Source organism: Azospirillum sp. B2RO_4 (assembly GCF_051124815.1).
GTDB lineage: Bacteria > Pseudomonadota > Alphaproteobacteria > Azospirillales > Azospirillaceae > Azospirillum.
Genome location: NZ_CP118485.1, coordinates 1983347 through 2000424 on the forward strand (window position 1 = coordinate 1983347; position 17078 = coordinate 2000424).

At 66.2% G+C, this 17078-nt stretch carries 16 protein-coding genes; 1 reads left to right on the forward strand and 15 read right to left on the reverse strand.

Going from position 1 to position 17078, the window contains the following annotated elements; all coding sequences use genetic code 11:
* The first annotated feature begins 72 nt into the window (after positions 1-72).
* The gene (locus PWS46_RS09360) at positions 73-648 is read left to right on the forward strand and encodes a cysteine hydrolase family protein (protein WP_434614159.1); all 576 of its coding nucleotides are present in this window, start codon (positions 73-75) and stop codon (positions 646-648) included.
* Between the two features lie 204 nt (positions 649-852).
* On the opposite strand, the gene PWS46_RS09365 is transcribed toward PWS46_RS09360, so the two are convergent.
* The 15 genes from PWS46_RS09365 to nuoL all read right to left on the reverse strand — a co-directional run bounded on the left by PWS46_RS09365 (position 853) and on the right by nuoL (position 17076).
* A complete protein-coding gene (locus tag PWS46_RS09365; protein ID WP_434619961.1) occupies positions 853-1836 on the reverse strand; it encodes a dienelactone hydrolase family protein in 984 nt (327 codons plus the stop codon).
* A complete protein-coding gene (locus PWS46_RS09370) occupies positions 1833-2573 on the reverse strand; it encodes an ABC transporter ATP-binding protein (RefSeq protein WP_434614162.1) in 741 nt (246 codons plus the stop codon). The genes PWS46_RS09365 and PWS46_RS09370 overlap by 4 nt, the downstream gene beginning before the upstream one ends.
* On the reverse strand, positions 2566-3813 hold the full coding sequence (locus tag PWS46_RS09375) for a lipoprotein-releasing ABC transporter permease subunit (protein ID WP_434614165.1): 1248 nt from the start codon (positions 3811-3813) through the stop codon (positions 2566-2568). The genes PWS46_RS09370 and PWS46_RS09375 overlap by 8 nt, the downstream gene beginning before the upstream one ends.
* 138 nt (positions 3814-3951) lie before the next feature.
* Positions 3952-5265, reverse strand: coding sequence for a proline--tRNA ligase (gene proS, locus PWS46_RS09380; RefSeq protein ID WP_434614168.1), 1314 nt, complete (start codon positions 5263-5265; stop codon positions 3952-3954).
* A 144-nt stretch (positions 5266-5409) separates the two neighbouring features.
* Positions 5410-5874: a hypothetical protein gene (locus tag PWS46_RS09385; RefSeq protein ID WP_434614170.1), complete on the reverse strand. Its 465-nt coding sequence runs from the start codon at positions 5872-5874 to the stop codon at positions 5410-5412.
* Positions 5871-6773 carry a hypothetical protein gene (locus PWS46_RS09390; protein WP_434614173.1) on the reverse strand — a complete coding sequence of 301 codons (903 nt, stop codon included), beginning with the start codon at positions 6771-6773 and terminating at the stop codon, positions 5871-5873. The genes PWS46_RS09385 and PWS46_RS09390 overlap by 4 nt, the downstream gene beginning before the upstream one ends.
* A gap of 481 nt (positions 6774-7254) precedes the next feature.
* Positions 7255-7830: a DNA-3-methyladenine glycosylase I gene (locus PWS46_RS09395; protein ID WP_434614176.1), complete on the reverse strand. Its 576-nt coding sequence runs from the start codon at positions 7828-7830 to the stop codon at positions 7255-7257.
* Positions 7831-7851: 21 nt separating this feature from the next.
* The gene (locus tag PWS46_RS09400; protein ID WP_085089938.1) at positions 7852-8106 is read right to left on the reverse strand and encodes a DUF1467 family protein; all 255 of its coding nucleotides are present in this window, start codon (positions 8104-8106) and stop codon (positions 7852-7854) included.
* 24 nt (positions 8107-8130) lie between these two features.
* Positions 8131-8535, reverse strand: coding sequence for a methylmalonyl-CoA epimerase (mce, locus tag PWS46_RS09405; protein WP_085089939.1), 405 nt, complete (start codon positions 8533-8535; stop codon positions 8131-8133).
* 76 nt (positions 8536-8611) lie between these two features.
* Positions 8612-10327: a ribonuclease J gene (locus tag PWS46_RS09410; RefSeq protein ID WP_434614179.1), complete on the reverse strand. Its 1716-nt coding sequence runs from the start codon at positions 10325-10327 to the stop codon at positions 8612-8614.
* Positions 10324-11097, reverse strand: coding sequence for a type III pantothenate kinase (locus PWS46_RS09415; RefSeq protein WP_085089940.1), 774 nt, complete (start codon positions 11095-11097; stop codon positions 10324-10326). Before PWS46_RS09415 ends, PWS46_RS09410 begins: the two co-directional genes overlap by 4 nt.
* A 45-nt stretch (positions 11098-11142) precedes the next feature.
* Positions 11143-11937 carry a biotin--[acetyl-CoA-carboxylase] ligase gene (locus tag PWS46_RS09420; RefSeq protein ID WP_434614182.1) on the reverse strand — a complete coding sequence of 265 codons (795 nt, stop codon included), beginning with the start codon at positions 11935-11937 and terminating at the stop codon, positions 11143-11145.
* Positions 11938-11947: 10 nt separating this feature from the next.
* Entirely contained in the window at positions 11948-13396 is a 1449-nt protein-coding gene (gene nuoN / locus PWS46_RS09425; RefSeq protein ID WP_434614185.1) for an NADH-quinone oxidoreductase subunit NuoN, read from the reverse strand.
* A gap of 13 nt (positions 13397-13409) precedes the next feature.
* Complete coding sequence (locus PWS46_RS09430; RefSeq protein WP_434614188.1) at positions 13410-14936, reverse strand: NADH-quinone oxidoreductase subunit M; 1527 nt, start codon at positions 14934-14936, stop codon at positions 13410-13412.
* Between the two features lie 25 nt (positions 14937-14961).
* Positions 14962-17076, reverse strand: coding sequence for an NADH-quinone oxidoreductase subunit L (gene nuoL / locus PWS46_RS09435; protein ID WP_434614191.1), 2115 nt, complete (start codon positions 17074-17076; stop codon positions 14962-14964).
* Between the last annotated feature and the right edge of the window lie 2 nt (positions 17077-17078).

A 17078-nucleotide genomic window follows, 5' to 3' on the forward strand; every position in this document is an offset into this window, starting at 1 on the left:
GGCGAGCGCCGGATTAGAGCCAGAAACCGGCGGACTTGTCACGCGATGGACTATCGCGGCAGGATCGTCGGCATGGAAACCCTGCCCGCAAACACCGCTTTGCTGATCGTCGACCTGCAAAAGGCCATCGACGACCCGCGCTGGAGCCTCATCGGCCCACGCAACAACCCGCAGGCCGAGGCCAACGTCGCGGCTTTGCTGGCCGCTTGGCGGCGGCAAGGGCGGCCCATCGTCCACATCCGCCACGATTCGACAAGCCCCGAGTCCACCTACCGCCCCGGCGGCCCCGGCCATGCCTTCAAGGAGGAGGCGATGCCGCTGCCCGGCGAGACGGTGATCGGCAAGCGGGTGAACAGCGCATTCGTCGGCACTGGGCTTGACGACTGGCTGCGCGCCCGCGGCATCGGCACGCTGGTGGTGGCCGGCGTCATCACCAACAACAGCGTCGAGGCGACGGTGCGGATGGCCGGCAACCTCGGCTACGACGTGCATCTGGTGGCCGACGCCTGCTTCACCTTCGCCCGGCTGGACCGGTCGGGAAGGCTGCGGACGGCCGGCGAGGTCCACGACCTGTCGCTCGCCAACATGGATGGAGAGTATGCGGCGGTGGTGGAGACGGCGGCGGTGTTGGGAGAGATGTCGGGCTGATTGCCCCCTCCCCATCCCTCCCCCGCTCTCAGCGGACCTACGGTCCGCCTGTCGCGTCAGCACAAAGCGGAGCTTTGTGCGAGAGCTTCGCGGGAGAGGGGGTGGGGCGCTTGGCGGCGTAACATCTTGCAAAGGAGTGGCGGCAGTCCCCTCTCCCACCAAAGGTGGGGGAGGGTTAGGGAGGGGGCAACGGCACGCCCCCCCCTACGCCAGCTTCGCCTTCAGGAACTCCACCGTGCGCTTCCAGGCCAGATCGGCGGCCTCCTTGTTGTAGCGCTCGGCCGAGGTGTCGTTGTGGAAGGCGTGGTTGACGCCCTCGTACATGTAAATCTGGTGCTCGACGCCGGCCTTCTTCAGCGCCTCGTCGTAAGCGGGGATGCCGGCGTTCACGCGCTGGTCCAGCCCGGCATAGTGCAGCAGCAGCGGCGACTTCACCGTACCGACCAGCGCCGGGTCGGGGGTCGGGCCGTAGAAGGCGACGCCGGCCTTCAAGTCGGGCGCCTTGATCGCCAGCCGGTTGATCATGCCGCCGCCCCAGCAGAAGCCGACCGCCCCGACCTTGGCCGAGGAATAGCGGTAGGCCATCAGATAGCTCATGCCGGCGATCAGGTTGTTGACCGTCTTGTCGGTGTCGAGCTGGCCGATCATGTCCCGGGCCTTGTCGGCGTCCTGCGGCGTACCGCCCAGCGGCGACAGCAGGTCCGGCGCCATCGCCACGAAGCCTTCGGTGGCAAGACGGCGGGTGACGTCCTTGACGTAGGCGTTCAGGCCGCGATTCTCGTGGATGACCAGCACCGCCGGGGCCTTGTCCATCAGCTTCGGCCGGGCGAGATAGCCGGTCACGTCGCCGGTCGCCCCCTGGAAACTGACATCCTCCGCCGCCAGACGGGTATCGTCCTCACCGACGATGGCCGCGCGGGCATAGTTGGGCTCGATCGCCGCCAGGATCGCCGGGATGGCCGCCGCGCTGCCCGCCAGCCCCGCCAGCCGCTCCAGGAAGACCCGGCGCGGCAACGGCGCATGGGTGTACTCGTCATAGAGGTCGATGATCCGCTGGTCCATCCCCGATGCCCCCTGTCTTTGTCGGTGCCGCAGCTCAGCCGGTGCGGTCGCGCATGAGAGTGGGGGCGCCGCGCCGGCTTGGCAACCGGGGGTGCGGATCCGCTTTCGGCCTATGACACTGCTCAGGAGGCTTCCGGGGCGACCTCGCTCAGAGGGACCAGTTCCGACGGCTGATACTCAACCAGATGACCGTCGCGCATCTCCAGAACCCGGTCCATGCGGCGGGCGAGGTCGAGGTTGTGGGTCGCCACCAGGGCGCCGACCTTGGCCTGCCGGACGATGGCCGACAGCATGGCGAAGACATGCTCCGCCGTATGGGGGTCGAGGTTGCCGGTCGGCTCGTCGGCGATCAGGAGCGACGGGGCGTTGGCCAGCGCGCGGGCGATGGCGACGCGCTGCTGCTCGCCGCCCGACAGGCGGGCCGGACGGTGGGTGCCGCGCTGCTCCAGCCCGACCATGCGCAGAAGCTCGTCGGCGCGCTGGCGGGCGACCGACTTCGCCACGCCGGCGATCATCTGCGGCAGGACGATGTTCTCCCGCGCCGAGAATTCCGGCAACAGGTGGTGGAACTGGTAGACGAAACCGATGGAGCGGCGCCGCACCTCCGTCCGCTTGCCGTCGTCCAGGTTGGACACGTCGGTGCCGGCGATTCTCACGATGCCGTCGGTCGGCCGTTCCAGCAATCCGGCGATGTGCAGCAGCGTCGATTTGCCGGCACCCGAGGGGCCGACCAGCGCCACCAGTTCCCCGGCGCCGACGGTCAGTTCGACCCCGCGCAGCACCTCCAGCGTCTCGCCAGCCTGTTCGAAGCGGCGGACGATGCCCTTCAGTTCCAGCATCGGCTGCATGACGGCATCACTCATAGCGCAGGGCCTCCACCGGGTCGAGCCGGGCGGCGCGCCAGGACGGGTAGATGGTGGCGGCGAAGGACAGGCCCAGCGCCATCAGCGTCACCTGTATGACCTCGCTCCAGTCGATCTTCGCCGGCAGGTGGGACAGGAAGTAAATCTCGGCATTGAACAGGTTGGTGCCGGTCAGTCCCTGGATGACCTGCCGAATGCTCTCGATGTTCAGCGCGAAGGACACGCCGAGCGCAAGTCCCAGCAAGGTCCCCGTCACCCCGACGCTGGCGCCGGACAGGAAGAAGATGCGCATGATCATGCCGCGCGTCGCCCCCATGGTGCGCAGGATCGCGATGTCCCGCCCCTTGTCCTTCACCAGCATGATCAGGCTGGAGATGATGTTGAAGGCGGCGACCATGATGATCAGCGACAGGATCAGGAACATCACGTTGCGTTCGACCTGCAGCGCCGTGAAGAAGCTGGCGTTCGACTGCTGCCAGTCGACCACCCTGCCCTCCCCCGCCACCACCGACTGGACGGCGGCGCGAGCGGACGCGATCTGCATCGGGTCGCTGACGAAGACCTCCAGCGAGGTCACGGCGTCGCCGGTGCGGAAGAAGGCCTGCGCCTCCTCCAGCGGCAGGAAGATGAAGCTGTTGTCGTATTCGAACATGCCGACGTCGAAGATCGCGCCGATGGGATAGCTGCGCATCCGCGGCACGGTGCCGAAGGCGGTGACGTTGCCTTGGGGGGCGATCAGCGTGATCTGGTCGCCGATGCTCAGGCCCAGACGCTGGGCCATGCGGACGCCGATGGCGACGCGGTCGTCCCCGAACTCATCGACCGAACCGCGGATGATGTTGTTGGCGAGCGTCGGGCGCACCCGGAAATCCTCCGGCCGGACGCCGCGGATGACGGCACCCGACGCGGCTCCGCGCACCGACACCAGCGCCTGCCCCTCCACCGTCGGGGTGACGTTGACCACGCCCGGCGTGTTGCGCAGCTTGCCGGCCAGGATGTCGAAGTCCGGCAGCGGCCCGCCGCGCATGTTGTAGACGTTGAGATGCCCGTTGAGGCCGAGCACCCGGCCCAGCAGCTCCGCCCGGAAGCCGTTCATCACCGCCATCACGATGATGAGCGTCGCCACGCCGAGCGCAATGCCCAGCAGCGAGAACCCCGCGATGACCGAGATGAATCCTTCCTGGCGGCGCGCCCGAAGGTAACGCATCGCGACCATGCGTTCGAAGGCGTTGAAGATCATGCAGCTGGGATCCTGTGGGGGAGGCCCTGTGGACGGGCGGAGACGATGCCCTAGATAAGAACCTGAGCGTGGCGGGAAAAGGGCAAAGCCCGGATCGCCGCTTTGGGCGATCCGGGCTCTCTCTTCAGGCTAGGCCGATCAACCCAGCAGCTTCGCCAGCGCCGCCTCGACCGGCAGCTCTTCCTTTTCGCCGGTGGCGCGGCGCTTCAGCTCGACGACGCCGTTCTTCAGGCCGCGCGGGCCGACGACCAGTTGCCAGGGAACGCCGATCAGGTCCATGTCGGCGAACTTGGCGCCGGGGCGCTCCTCGCGGTCGTCATAGGCGACCTCCAGGCCGGCCGATTCCAGCTTGGCATACAGCTCGGCGCAGACGCGGTCGGTCTCGGCGTCGCCGGACTTCAGGTTGATCAGGCCGACGTTGAAGGGGGCGACGGCGTCCGGCCAGATGATGCCGTTGTCGTCATGGCTGGCCTCGATGATGGCGCCCATCAGACGCGACACGCCGATGCCGTAGCTGCCCATCTCCACCGGGATCGATTCGCCGTTCGGACCGGCGACGACGGCGTTCATCGGCTTGGAGTATTTGGTGCCGAAGTTGAAGATGTGGCCGACCTCGATGCCGCGGGCCGACACCAATTCCGACTCCGGAACCGGGCTGTTGGCCGGGTCGTGCTTCTCGTCGGTCGCGGCATAGATGGCGGTGACGCGGTCGAAGAAGGGCTGCAGGTCGTCCTCGATGCCGGGGGCGTCCTTCAGCACGTCCAGGGTCATCCAGTCCTTGTGGCAGAAGACGCCGCTCTCGCCGGTCTCGGCCAGGATGATGAACTCGTGGCTCAGGTCGCCGCCGATCGGGCCGGTGTCGGCGCGCATCGGGATCGCCTTCAGTCCGATGCGGGCGAAGGTGCGGAGATAGGCCAGGAACATCTTCTGATAGGTGCGGCGCGCACCGTCCGCGTCGATGTCGAAGGAATAGGCGTCCTTCATCAGGAACTCGCGGCCACGCATCACGCCGAAGCGCGGGCGGATCTCGTCACGGAACTTCCACTGGATGTGGTAGAGGTTCAGCGGCAGCTGGCGGTAGCTCTTGACGAAGGTACGGAAGATGTCGGTGATCATCTCCTCGTTCGTCGGGCCGAACAGCATCTCGCGGTCGTGACGGTCGGTGATGCGCAGCATCTCCTTGCCGTAATCGTCGTAACGGCCGCTCTCGCGCCACAGATCGGCCGACTGGATGGTCGGCATCAGCAGTTCCTGCGCGCCGGCGGCATCCTGCTCCTCGCGGACGATCTGCTCGATCTTGCGCAGAACCCGATAGCCCAGCGGCAGCCAGGCATAAATGCCGGCGCTGGTCTGGCGGATCATCCCGGCCCGCAGCATCAGGCGGTGCGAGACGATCTGCGCCTCGGTCGGGGTCTCCTTGAGGGTCGGCATGAAGAAGCTGGACAGCCGCATGGCTCTGCTCTCGTGTGCGAGGTGTTCGACAAGGCCGCGCACGCATGGCTCCTGCGGACAGGAACGGACACGGGCGCGGCGGGTGAGCGACTTTAGGAAGGTCGCCCGCACTTGTCCACTGTAAGCCCCCCGCCGCGCCGCCGGTTACCGGGTGCGGCAGTAGACGTAGAGGCGTTCCTCGGCACCCGGATCGATCGGCTGGCCGTTCAGATAGAGCTGTGTCCCGACGACCGTCAGCCACACCGCGGTGACATCATTGGGCAGGAACGGCACCGACGGCAGAGCGATGCCCATCCGCCGGGCGAGATCGACCGACAGCGGCAGATCGATGGGGATCGGCGGCTGCGCCCCGGCGCTTCCGGGCAGGTCGGCCGGGGCGACCGCGCGGCCATGCACATCCATACCCGGCCGGTATTCGACGTCGGCGGCCGGCACATGACGGGTCAGCCGCTGGCACAGCGACAGATCGACCACCGGCCGGTCGCGGGCGGCGTCGGGCGTCAGCGGCACCGGGCCGGGACGCGGCGTCTGGGTTTGCGCCGATGCCGGCAGGGTCGCCAGGAACATCGCCGCCGCCAGCCCGGCATACAGTGTGCCGCGCGCGGTCACAGCGTATGCCGCTCGGCCACCGGAGCCGTGTTGCGCATGGATTTCCAGTAGATCGACAGGTAGGGCATTCCTTTCTCCGCCTCCTCCTGGGTCCGCGCCGATTGACGGATGTATTTGCCGATGAAGGCCTTGTTCACATGCTCCAGGTCGACCGCGGCCTTCAGCACCAGGAACTCGCCGATCTTGTCCGGCAGATTGTAATGCCATTTCTGCAGACAGTCGGAGGTCACACCCGGCTTCGCCTGTTCGGGCTCCGGCAGGTAGAATTCCTGGTGGTGGTACTGCGAGATCTCCTTCCACGCCTGCGCCACGCGGCCGGGCTTCAGCCGCGGCAGCGCCTTCAGGATGCGCACGTCGTCGTGAAACAGCGGTAAAAATCCACGCTTCTCCGCCAGTTCGGTCAGCATCGTATGCAGGCCGGCCATGACGCCGCCCTCGCCACCCTCACCGCCGCCGTTGTCCGTCTTCTCCTCGCGCTTGCGGCTGAACAGCGCGCTGAAGAACCCCTTCTTCGGCTTGACCTGGTTTCCGCCGCCGCCGCTGTCCTGCCCGACCTTGCGCTCGTCCCACAGCGAGTCCCAGGCATATTCCCAGGCGGTGAAGATGGCGTTGGACCGGTCGTCCAGGACCGTCAGGAGATATTCCCGGCCTTCCCGCGCCCAATCGACGTCGCCGACGATGGCGCGCACCGGACGGCGGCTGAGCACCACCGGCAGGATGCCGACGCGCACCAACTCCTGATAAAATTCTACGAAGGACGGCGTCTGGATGAAGGGCAGGATCGAGCATGGCTGAAGCTCCGGCGCCAGCAGCTCCATGCTTTTCTTTGTCCGCTCCAACAGTTCAGTCGACAGAACCGCGGCGAACTGATCGAACCGTTCGTTTTCATTCGCGGCCATCGGCGCCTCGACTGTCGTCCTCTTCCGGCCACCCGCCGAAGCGGGTGAAGGCTGAACTGAAAATTGGGCAAAGCGGATTCACCCCGGCGGTATGGCCACCGATGGCGATCTCGCAGCCCGGCTGATTGCCCTGATTGGGGAAAACCCCGATGCGAGCTAAGCCAAGCAACGCTACCAAGTAAACCGTTAACGTTTTCTGGAGCGATGCGGAAATTTCCTGTCCGCGGCCCTGCCCTGTCCCCTCCCGGCCGCTGAATAAAGAAAGGCCGCGCGGCAAAAGCGGCGCGGCCTGTCGAGTTTAGGGAGGAATCGCCACCAGGCGTCGGAAAGGGAGGAATATCCTCCCTCATCACTCCAAAAGAGTGAACCTGTGCCAGGAGCATGGCAAGCCCAAAACGGAGGCAGCGGCACCCAGTGCATAATTTTTTTGCATTTTTGCCCAGCGCTTCGGCGATTGCCGCCGTTCTGGGCGACCATTTGCCTATTCCATAGCCGCGTACCCGCGATATCCGGCGTCTACCGCAGCCTTCCAGGGCGGACTCTGGGCAAGCACGGCGGCCTGAACGGGGCAGTCGGCCTGATGGGCACCCGGCAGATAGCCGAGGCTCATCAGGAACTCCCCGACGATTTCGCCGCCGGTGAAGCGGAAGGTCCGGCCGAACAGCTTCACCCACTCCGCCTTGGTCAGCGGATGATGGGCACGCAGCCAGCCGTCGAAGGAACCATGGGTTTCCCGCAAAGCGACGATACGGCGGGCGTTCTCGATCACCGCGTCCACCTTCAGACGGTTGCGGATGATGCCGGCATCGGCCAGCAGCCGCGCCCGCTCCGCCTCGCCATAGGCGGCGACCCGGTCGATGTCGAACCCGTCGAAGGCGGCGCGGAAGGCCTCTCGCTTCTTCAGGATGGTCAGCCAGGACAGGCCGGCCTGATTGATCTCCAGCACCAGACGCTCGAACAGCGCCCGGTCGTCGCTGCTGGGAAAACCGTACTCGCCGTCGTGGTAGGGGCCGTGGTGGGGATGGCCGGGCGCGGCCGCGCAATAGGTCAGGCTCACCCGATCCTCTCCTCTGGTTCGTCAGAACATATCCCGCGCCATGTCCCGGAAGGAGATGATGCCGGACCGCTCGATGCCGAAGATCACCAGCCACACCAGCAGGGCGACCAGCGACGTGATCATGAATTTGCGCAGAATGTGCGGCTCGACCGGCGCGGAGGAGGCCATGCCCGGCTCCGGATTCTCCGGCGTCCGGACGCCCCAGGGCAGCACCGCGAACAGCACCACCCACCAGACGACGACGTAAACGAAGGCTCCCGTCACCCAGTTGTCCATCGTCCCCTCCGCGGTTCAGCCGTCTCAGGCCTGTTCCAGTTCCACCAGCGTCCCGCAGAAATCCTTCGGGTGCAGGAACAGGACCGGCTTGTCGTGGGCGCCGATCTTCGGCTCGCCGTCACCCAGCACGCGGGCGCCCTGCTCCTTCAGCCGGTCACGGGCGGCCAGGATGTCCTCCACCTCATAGCAGATGTGGTGGATGCCGCCCGACGGGTTCTTTTCCAGGAAACCGGCAATCGGCGACTTCTCGCCGAACGGATGCAGCAACTCGATCTTGGTGTTGGGCAGGGTGACGAAGACGACGGTGACGCCGTGCGGCGGCAGGTCCACCGGCTGCGACACGGCGGCGCCCAGCGTGTCGCGGTAGAGCGCGGTCGCCGCCGGTAGGTCCGGAACGACGATGGCGACGTGGTTGAGCTTCCCGATCATGCGTGTCCTCTCGCTGGCTGGCCCGTTAGCGGGCTCTGATAAGCCTGTTATACATCAAATCCGGTTCGGGATTTTCTCAGACGCGGACCAGATGGACCTCCGTCACCGGCTTCTTGCCGTGGGTCGCGTTGAAGCAGCGGCGCACGGCGATCCTCGCCGCCTCCTTCACCTGGACGTCGTCGGCCCGTGCCGACTTGGGCAGCATCGCCACCGATTCGCGCACCGCATCCACCACGTCCAGCAGCAGGTCACGGTCGGTCGCCTCGTCGATCAGCCCCATCACCGCCAGCTGCGGCGCCGTCATCAGCTCGCCGGTGCCGGTCATCACCAGCGTCACCACGGCGGCGCCGTTGTTCACCATGCGGTTGCGCGCCCGCATCATGCCGGTGTCGAGCGGCACCAGACGCTTGCCGTCCACCGCCATGCGCCCGGCGCGCACGTTGGCCACCACCCGCGCCCCCTCGGGTCCGTCGAGCCGGAGGACGTCGCCGTTGGCCGGCACGATGCTGTGGGCGACCTGACAATCCTCGGCCAAGGCGGCGTGGGCTTGCTGGTGGCGCTGCTCGCCATGGACGGGCACGGCGATGCGCGGGCGCACCCACTGGTACATGCGCACCAGCTCGTCCCGCGCCGGATGTCCGGAGACATGGACCGGCGCCTCGTCCGCCGTCACCAGCTCGACGCCCTGGGCGACCAGCTGGTTCTGCATCCGGCCGATGGCCCGCTCGTTGCCGGGGATCTCGCGGGACGAGAAGATCACCACGTCGCCGCGCGACAGCGTCACCTGCGGATGGTCGTTGGCGGCAATGCGGGCAAGGGCCGAGCGCGGCTCCCCCTGGCTGCCGGTGCAGATCAGCACCAGCTTTTCGCGCGGCAGATAGCTGGCGTCATGCTCCGAGAGGAATTTCGGCACGTCGGCGAGATAACCGGTGGCCCGCGCCGCCTCGTTGATGCGCCACAGCGAGCGGCCGACCAGCGCAACATGGCGGTCGTGCGCGGCGGCGGCGGCGGCGATGCTCTCCAGCCGCGCCACATTGGTGGCGAAGCAGCTGACGGCGATGCGGCGGTCACGGTAGCGGCCGAACAGGTCCATCAGGGCGTCGCGGACGGTCGCCTCCGACCCGGCGGCGCCCGGCACCAGCGCGTTGGTGCTGTCACCGACCAGCGCCAGCACCCCTTCGTCGCCGATGGCGCGCAGCCGCTCCTCGTCGGCCGTCTCGCCGACCAGCGGATCGGGATCCAGCTTCCAGTCGCCGGTGTGCAGGACGGTCCCGGCCGAGGTGCGGATGGCCAGCGCGTTCGGCTCCGGGATCGAATGCGTCATGGTGACATATTCGACGGAGAAAGGACCAACCTCGACCGTGCCGCCCAGCGGGATCTCGTGGATCGGCACCGTGCTGCTCAGGCCCTTCTCATGCAGCTTGGCGCGCAGGAAGGCTGCGGTGAAGGGGGTGCAATAGACGGGGCAGCGCAGTTCCGGCCACAGATACTGCACGGCGCCCAGATGGTCCTCATGCGCGTGGGTCAGCACCAGACCGACCAGATCGCCGCGACGCTCGGCGATGAAGGTCGGGTCCGGCATGATGACGTCCAGCCCGGGCATGGTGTCGTCGGCAAAGGAGATGCCGAGGTCCACCATCAGCCATTTGCCGCGGTGCCCGTAGAGATTGAGGTTCATCCCAATCTCGCCGGAACCGCCGAGTGGGACGAAATACAGTGCACCATCCTCCGGAACGAAGGTGTCCGCCGGGGCTTCGGGCGTTCCGGCGGCTGTCTTGGAGGATTGTGTCATTGGACCGTGTTGCGCTTGTGGATCAGGAGGAGACCGCGGAGCGTCAGCTCGTTGTCGGTGTGTTCGATGACATGGGTAGCCTTGGCGAAAAGAACAGCCAATCCGCCGGTGGCGACCACCCGCATGGGCTCGCCGTACTCCGCCCGGATGCGGGAAACAAGCCCTTCGATCAGCCCGACATACCCCCAGAAGATGCCGGACTGCATGCAGGCGATGGTGTTCTTGCCGATGACCTCGGCGGGCGGCTGAATTTCGACGCGCGGCAGCTTGGATGCGGCCCTCTGCAGGGCCTCCAGCGACAGGTTCAGCCCCGGCGCGATCACGCCGCCGCAGTAGTTGCCGTCGGCATCCACCACATCGAAGGTTGTCGCCGTGCCGAAATCGATGACGATCAGCGGGGTCTTGTAGGTTGCCGCGGCGGCCACCGTGTTGACCAGACGGTCGGCACCCACCTCTTCCGGCCGGTCGACCAGCGCCTTGGCACCAAGGTCGACGCCGGGCTGGCCGACGATCACCGGCTCGCAGCCGAAATGATCCTTGCACAGCCGCTTGAGGTTGAAGGTGGCGCCGGGCACCACGCTGGCGATGATGGCGCCATGGATGTCGACCGGCTTCAGCCCCTTCAACGCCATCAGGTGGGTCAGCCACACCATGTATTCGTCGGAAGTGCGTTTGGGATCGGTCGCCGTGCGCCAGATGCCGCGCTGGCGGTCGCCGTCGTAAATGGCGAACACCACATTCGTGTTTCCGGCGTCGATGGCAAGCAGCATGGCAAGGTCCTGAAGGCGGTGGGCGATTGAACTCGGCTGACGGACTCACTTCTCGGGAGGCGGCGCAAAGAACACGTCGCCGGCGGCGATCCGCTGCCGCGGCCCGCCGTCCGTTGGATCAAGCAACAGAACGCCGTCGCTGTCCAGATCGGCGAAGGTGCCGGGGATCGTCCGATCGGCCAGCCTGACCTGGATCGGGCCGCCCAGCCCCCTGGCTCGCGCCAGCCACGCCTCGCGCACGGGTGTGAAACCATGGGCGCGCCAGCGGCCATACCAAGTCGCCAGATGCTCCGCGTAGACCTCGAGCAGCGCGCCCGGCCCCATCGGCGGTGCGCCCTCGGCGATCAGGGAGGTGGCCCCGTAATCGACGGTCGCGGGAAAATGCCGCAGGTTGATGCCGACCCCCAGCACCACCCAGGCGACCTTGCCGTCGGCCGTCGGCTCCGACTCGAGGAGGATGCCCGACAGCTTGCGGTCATGCACCAGAACGTCATTCGGCCATTTGCAGCGAACACCGCTCGGATCCGGCAGGACCGACTCGGCTGTTTCTGCGATTGCGAGCGCCGCGACAAAAGAGATCTGCGCCGCCTCAGCCGGTGGCAGGCCGGGCCGCAGGATCGTCGTGCTGTAGAGATTGCCCTCGGGAGAGGTCCAGGCCCGGCCACGGCGGCCGCGGCCGCTGTCCTGCCGGCGCGCCCAGACGATGGTCCCTTCGGGGGCCCCTGAACGCGACAAGGCCTTCGCTTCGTCGTTCGTACTGCCGACGGAGTCGAAGGCCTTGATCTGGAAGCCCGGAGGCAGGCGCAGTCGCGCCGCCTCCGCTTCGAGCGATACCGTCATCGGTCGGATGTCACCCGGCGAACAGGGCCGCCGCGGCAGCCGCCGCACCGTTCAGGATCGGCGCCGGAGCGACGAAGAACAGCAGGGTGAACAGGCTGGTCAGCACAAGGACGCCGGTCATGCTGTCGTCATCGACCTTGTCGACCACCACCGCGGGCTCATCGAAATACATGATCTTGATGATGCGCAGGTAGTAGAAGGCACCCACGACGCTGGTCAGCACGCCAACGACGGCCAGCGTGTATTCCTGCGCGGCGACGGCGGCCAGGAAGACATAGAGCTTGCCGAAGAAGCCCGCCATCGGCGGGATGCCGGCCATGGAGAACATGAAGATCGCCATGGTGGCTGCCAGCATCGGGTTGGTCTTGGACAGTCCGGCGAAGTCCTTGATCTCCTCCAGCATCTGGCCCTTGGCCTTCATGCTGAGGATGACCGCGAAGGCGCCGATGTTCATGGCGATGTAGAGCGCCATGTAGATCAGCACGCCGCGCACGCCGTCCTGGGTCCCGGTGGTGAGGCCGACCAGCGCGTAGCCGACATGGCCGATGGAGCTGTAGGCCATCAGGCGCTTGATGTTGGTCTGCATGATGGCGACGAAGGAACCGATCACCATCGACAGGATGGCGGTGGCCACCAGCACCTGATGCCACTGGGCGGCGAGATGGCCGAACGGCTCCATCACCACGCGGGTCAGCAGGGAAATGGCCGCCACCTTCGGCGCCGCGGCGAAGAAGGCGGTCACCGGGGTCGGCGCACCCTCATACACGTCCGGTGTCCACATGTGGAACGGAGCGGCCGAGATCTTGAAGGCCAGACCGGCCATCACGAACACCAGACCGATCACCAGACCCGGCGACACATGGGCGCCGCCGGCGAACAGCGCCGCCACCTTGTCGAAGGAGGTGGTGCCGGCAAAGCCATAAACCAGCGAGGCACCGTACAGCAGCATGCCCGAGGAGAGCGAGCCGAGGACGAAATACTTCAGGCCGGCTTCCGACGACTTGGCGCTGTCGCGGCGGAAGGCCGCAATAACGTAGAGCGCCAGGCTCTGGGTCTCCAGGCCGACATACAGCGAGATGAAATCGTTGGCCGAAATCATCATCAGCATGCCGAGCGTGGCGAACAGCATCAGCACCGGGAATTCGAAGCGGGCCATCTGCTCCCGCTCGTTGAAGCCGAGCGAGAGGATGACCGCGAAGGCGGCGGAGACCAGCACCAGCACCTTCATGAAGACGCCGAAGGCATCCATCACGAACATGCCGTTGAAAGTGACCACGCGGCCGCTGCCGTAGCCCATCGCCAGGACGGCGGCGAGCAGCATGCAGACGATCGCCAGATAGGAGACGGGACGGGTGAAGCCGTCGCCGCGGAACACGCCCAGCATCAGCAGGGCGACGCCCGAAAGCGCCAGGAAGATCTCCGGCAGGGCCGGCCAGATGTCGGGAAACACTGCGGTCATGTCGAAGAACCCCTTACCGAGCGGCGACCGAGACACCGGACGCGGCGTGCGACGCGGCCAGCTTGGTCTGGTAGGTCTGGATCAGCTGCTCGACCGATGCCGAGGTGACGTTCAGGAAGCTGCTGGGATAGATGCCCATCCACAGGACCACGGCGATCAGCGGCACGAACACCGCGATTTCGCGCGGGGTCATGTCGAACATCGCCTTGACGTCCGGCTTGGTCAGCTTGCCGTAGACGACGCGGCGGTACAGCCACAGCGCGTAGGCGGCGCCCAGAACCATGCCGGTGGCGGCCAGAGCGGCAACCCAGGTGTTGTCGCGGAAGACGCCCATCAGCACCAGGAACTCGCCGACGAAGCCGGCGGTACCCGGCAGGCCGACCGAGGCCATGGTCATGAACAGGAACACCACCGCGTATTTCGGCATGTTCTTCACAAGGCCGCCGTAACGGGCGATCTCGCGGGTGTGCAGCCGGTCATAGACGACGCCGACGCACAGGAACAGCGCACCCGACACCACGCCGTGCGACAGCATCTGGAACACCGAACCCTCGATGCCCTGCTGGTTCAGCGCGAACATGCCGATGGTGACGAAGCCCATGTGGGCGACCGACGAGTAGGCGATCAGCTTCTTCATGTCCTCCTGGGCGAGAGCGACCAGCGAGGTGTAGATCACGGCGACGACCGACAGCGTGTAGATCAGCGGCGCGAAATACTCGGTCGCTTCCGGCAGGATTGGAATGTTGAAGCGCAGGAAGCCGTATCCGCCCATCTTCAGCAGCACGCCGGCCAGGATCACCGAACCGGCGGTCGGCGCTTCGACGTGGGCATCCGGCAGCCAGGTGTGGACCGGCCACATCGGCACCTTCACCGCGAAGGAGGCGAAGAAGGCCAGCCACAGCCACAGCTGCATGTTGCGCGGGAACTGGGTGGCGGTGATGGTCGGGATGTCGGTGGTGCCGGCCACGTAATACATGGCCAGGATCGCCAGCAGCATCAGGACCGAGCCGAGCAGCGTGTAGAGGAAGAACTTGAAGGCTGCATAGACGCGGCGCGGGCCGCCCCAGATCCCGATGATCAGGAACATCGGGATCAGGACGCCTTCGAAGAACATGTAGAACAGCACGAAGTCCAGCGCGCAGAACATCCCGATCATCAGGGTTTCCAGCGCGAGGAAGGCAATCATGTATTCCTTCAGGCGGACCTGCACCGACTCCCAGCTCGCCAGGATGCACAGCGGCATCAGGAAGCCGGCCAGGACGACGAACAGCACCGAAATGCCGTCGACGCCCATGTGGTAGTTGATGCCGAACTCGGGGATCCAGCCCGCCTTCTCGACCATCTGATAGCCGGGATTGCGCGGATCGAAGTTGGCCCAGACCAGCAGCGTCAGGACGAAGGTGACGAGGGTCGTCCACAGCGAGATGTACCGCACGTTCCGCAGCACGTCGGGGGAATTGCCCCGGCAGAACAGCAGGATCAGCGCGACGCCCACGAGCGGCAGGAAGGTCGCGAACGACAGGATCGGCCAGCTAGCCATTGTTGTTGTTCTCCTTCGAAACCGCTCAGCCGAAGACCGACAGCCAGGCGACGAGCAGGACGACCCCGATCACCATGGCAAAGGCGTAGTGATAGACGTACCCCGACTGCAGCCGGCTGGCGCGTGCCGCGACGTCGCGGGTGGCGGCGGCGATGCCGTCCGGACCCACGCCGTCGATCACTGCACCGTCACCCGACTTCCACAGGCCGTAGCCCAGGGCCTTGGCCGGACGGGTGAACAGCGCGTCATACAGCTCGTCGAAATACCACTTGTTGTAGAGGAACTGGTGGATGCCACGGAAGGTACCCGCGATCTGGCCTGGCAGGCGCGGCATCATCACATAGCCGATGTAGGCCATGGCGATACCGAGCAGACCGACCACCAGCGGCAGGATCGCAACCCAGCCCGGAGTGTGATGATGGGCGGCTTCGATGGCATCATGCTCATGCAAGGTCATGATCGCCTTGCCCCAGAACTCCATCCGGTCATGGCCCACGAAATACTCGTGGAAGCCAAAGCCGGCGAACAGGGCGCCCAGCGTCAGGACCGCGAGCGGGATCAGCATGACGACCGGCGACTCGTGGGCGTGGTCGTACACTTCCTTGTCCATCCGCGGCGTGCCGTGGAAGGTCATGAACAGCAGGCGCCAGGAGTAGAAGGCGGTCAGCAGCGCCGCGGCGATACCCAGAGCGAAGGCGAAGCGCCCCACCCCGCTGCCCGAGGCGAAGGCCGCCTCCAGGATCATGTCCTTGGAATAGTAGCCGGCAAAGAAGGGCAGGCCGGCGAGCGCCAGATTGCCGATCCACATCACCGCATAGGTGAAGGGAATCTTGCGCCAGACGCCGCCCATCTTCCGCATGTCCTGCTCATGGTGCAGGGCATGGATGACCGAGCCGGCGCCAAGGAACAGCAGCGCCTTGAAGAAGGCGTGCGTGAACAGGTGGAACATGGCCGCGCCGTAGGCCGAGACGCCGGCGGCGAAGAACATATAGCCGAGCTGCGACATCGTCGAATAGGCGATGACGCGCTTGATGTCGAACTGGGTGAAGCCGATGGTCGCCGCGACGAAAGCGGTCAGGCCGCCGACCACCGTCACCACCTCGAGCGCCGTCGGGGCGTATTCGAAGACGGGCGACAGGCGGCAGAGCATGAAGACGCCGGCGGTGACCATGGTGGCCGCGTGGATGAGCGCCGACACCGGGGTCGGGCCTTCCATCGCGTCCGGCAGCCAGGTGTGCAGACCGAGCTGCGCCGACTTGCCCATGGCGCCCATGAACAGCAGCAGGCAGGCGATGGTCAGGCCGTTGAAGTCCCAGCTGAGGAAATGCAGCGTCTCGCCGGTCAGCGTCGGGGCCTTGGCGAAGATCGCGTCAAACTGGACCGAACCGGTCAGCACGAAGATCGCGAAGATGCCGAGCGCGAAGCCGAAGTCGCCGACGCGGTTGACCAGGAAGGCCTTCATGGCGGCGGCGTTGGCCGACGGCTTCTCGTACCAGAAGTTGATCAGCAGGTAGGAGGCCAGACCGACGCCCTCCCAGCCGAAGAACAGCTGGACCAGGTTGTCCGCCGTCACCAGCATCAGCATGGCGAAGGTGAACAGCGACAGGTAGCCCATGAAACGCGGCTTCTGCGGGTCCTCGGCCATGTAGCCGACCGAGTAGACGTGCACGCAGGCCGAGACGGTGTTGACGACGATCAGCATCACCGCGGTGAGCTGGTCGACGCGCAGCGCCCACTTCACGTCGAGCGTGCCGCTCTGGATCCAGGTCATCAGCTCGATCGAGCGCGGATGGCCGTGCACGGCGACGTCGAAGAACAGGATCCAGGACAGGATCGCCGAGACGATGACGGCACCAGCGGTCACGAACTGCGAGACGCGGTCGCCCACGGTCGGCGGGCCGGCGACGACATGATGGTCGTCGTGGGCGTCGTCGTGCGCGTGGTCCAGCTCGTCGTGCGAGATGTGGTGGGAGTGATCGTCATGGGCATGAGCGATCTGGGCGTGCCCGTGATCGTCATGGCCATGACCGTGGCTTCCGTGACCCGCGGCAGCCGGCTCGGCCTTCGGCCCGCTGAACAGCGCGATCGATCCGGCGACGAGGAACGCCAGGAGCGGAAGGAATACGACTAGCACTTCCATGG

Coding starts and splice junctions, on each gene's coding strand:
- PWS46_RS09360 (WP_434614159.1), top strand. CDS start 73: ATGGAAACCCTGCCCGCAAACACCGCTTTGCTGATCGTCGACCTGCAA.
- PWS46_RS09370 (WP_434614162.1), bottom strand. CDS start 2,573: ATGAGTGATGCCGTCATGCAGCCGATGCTGGAACTGAAGGGCATCGTC.
- PWS46_RS09375 (WP_434614165.1), bottom strand. CDS start 3,813: ATGATCTTCAACGCCTTCGAACGCATGGTCGCGATGCGTTACCTTCGG.
- proS (WP_434614168.1), bottom strand. CDS start 5,265: ATGCGGCTGTCCAGCTTCTTCATGCCGACCCTCAAGGAGACCCCGACC.
- PWS46_RS09390 (WP_434614173.1), bottom strand. CDS start 6,773: ATGGCCGCGAATGAAAACGAACGGTTCGATCAGTTCGCCGCGGTTCTG.
- PWS46_RS09400 (WP_085089938.1), bottom strand. CDS start 8,106: ATGGACAACTGGGTGACGGGAGCCTTCGTTTACGTCGTCGTCTGGTGG.
- mce (WP_085089939.1), bottom strand. CDS start 8,535: ATGATCGGGAAGCTCAACCACGTCGCCATCGTCGTTCCGGACCTACCG.
- PWS46_RS09410 (WP_434614179.1), bottom strand. CDS start 10,327: ATGACACAATCCTCCAAGACAGCCGCCGGAACGCCCGAAGCCCCGGCG.
- PWS46_RS09415 (WP_085089940.1), bottom strand. CDS start 11,097: ATGCTGCTTGCCATCGACGCCGGAAACACGAATGTGGTGTTCGCCATT.
- PWS46_RS09420 (WP_434614182.1), bottom strand. CDS start 11,937: ATGACGGTATCGCTCGAAGCGGAGGCGGCGCGACTGCGCCTGCCTCCG.
- nuoN (WP_434614185.1), bottom strand. CDS start 13,396: ATGACCGCAGTGTTTCCCGACATCTGGCCGGCCCTGCCGGAGATCTTC.
- PWS46_RS09430 (WP_434614188.1), bottom strand. CDS start 14,936: ATGGCTAGCTGGCCGATCCTGTCGTTCGCGACCTTCCTGCCGCTCGTG.
- nuoL (WP_434614191.1), bottom strand. CDS start 17,076: ATGGAAGTGCTAGTCGTATTCCTTCCGCTCCTGGCGTTCCTCGTCGCC.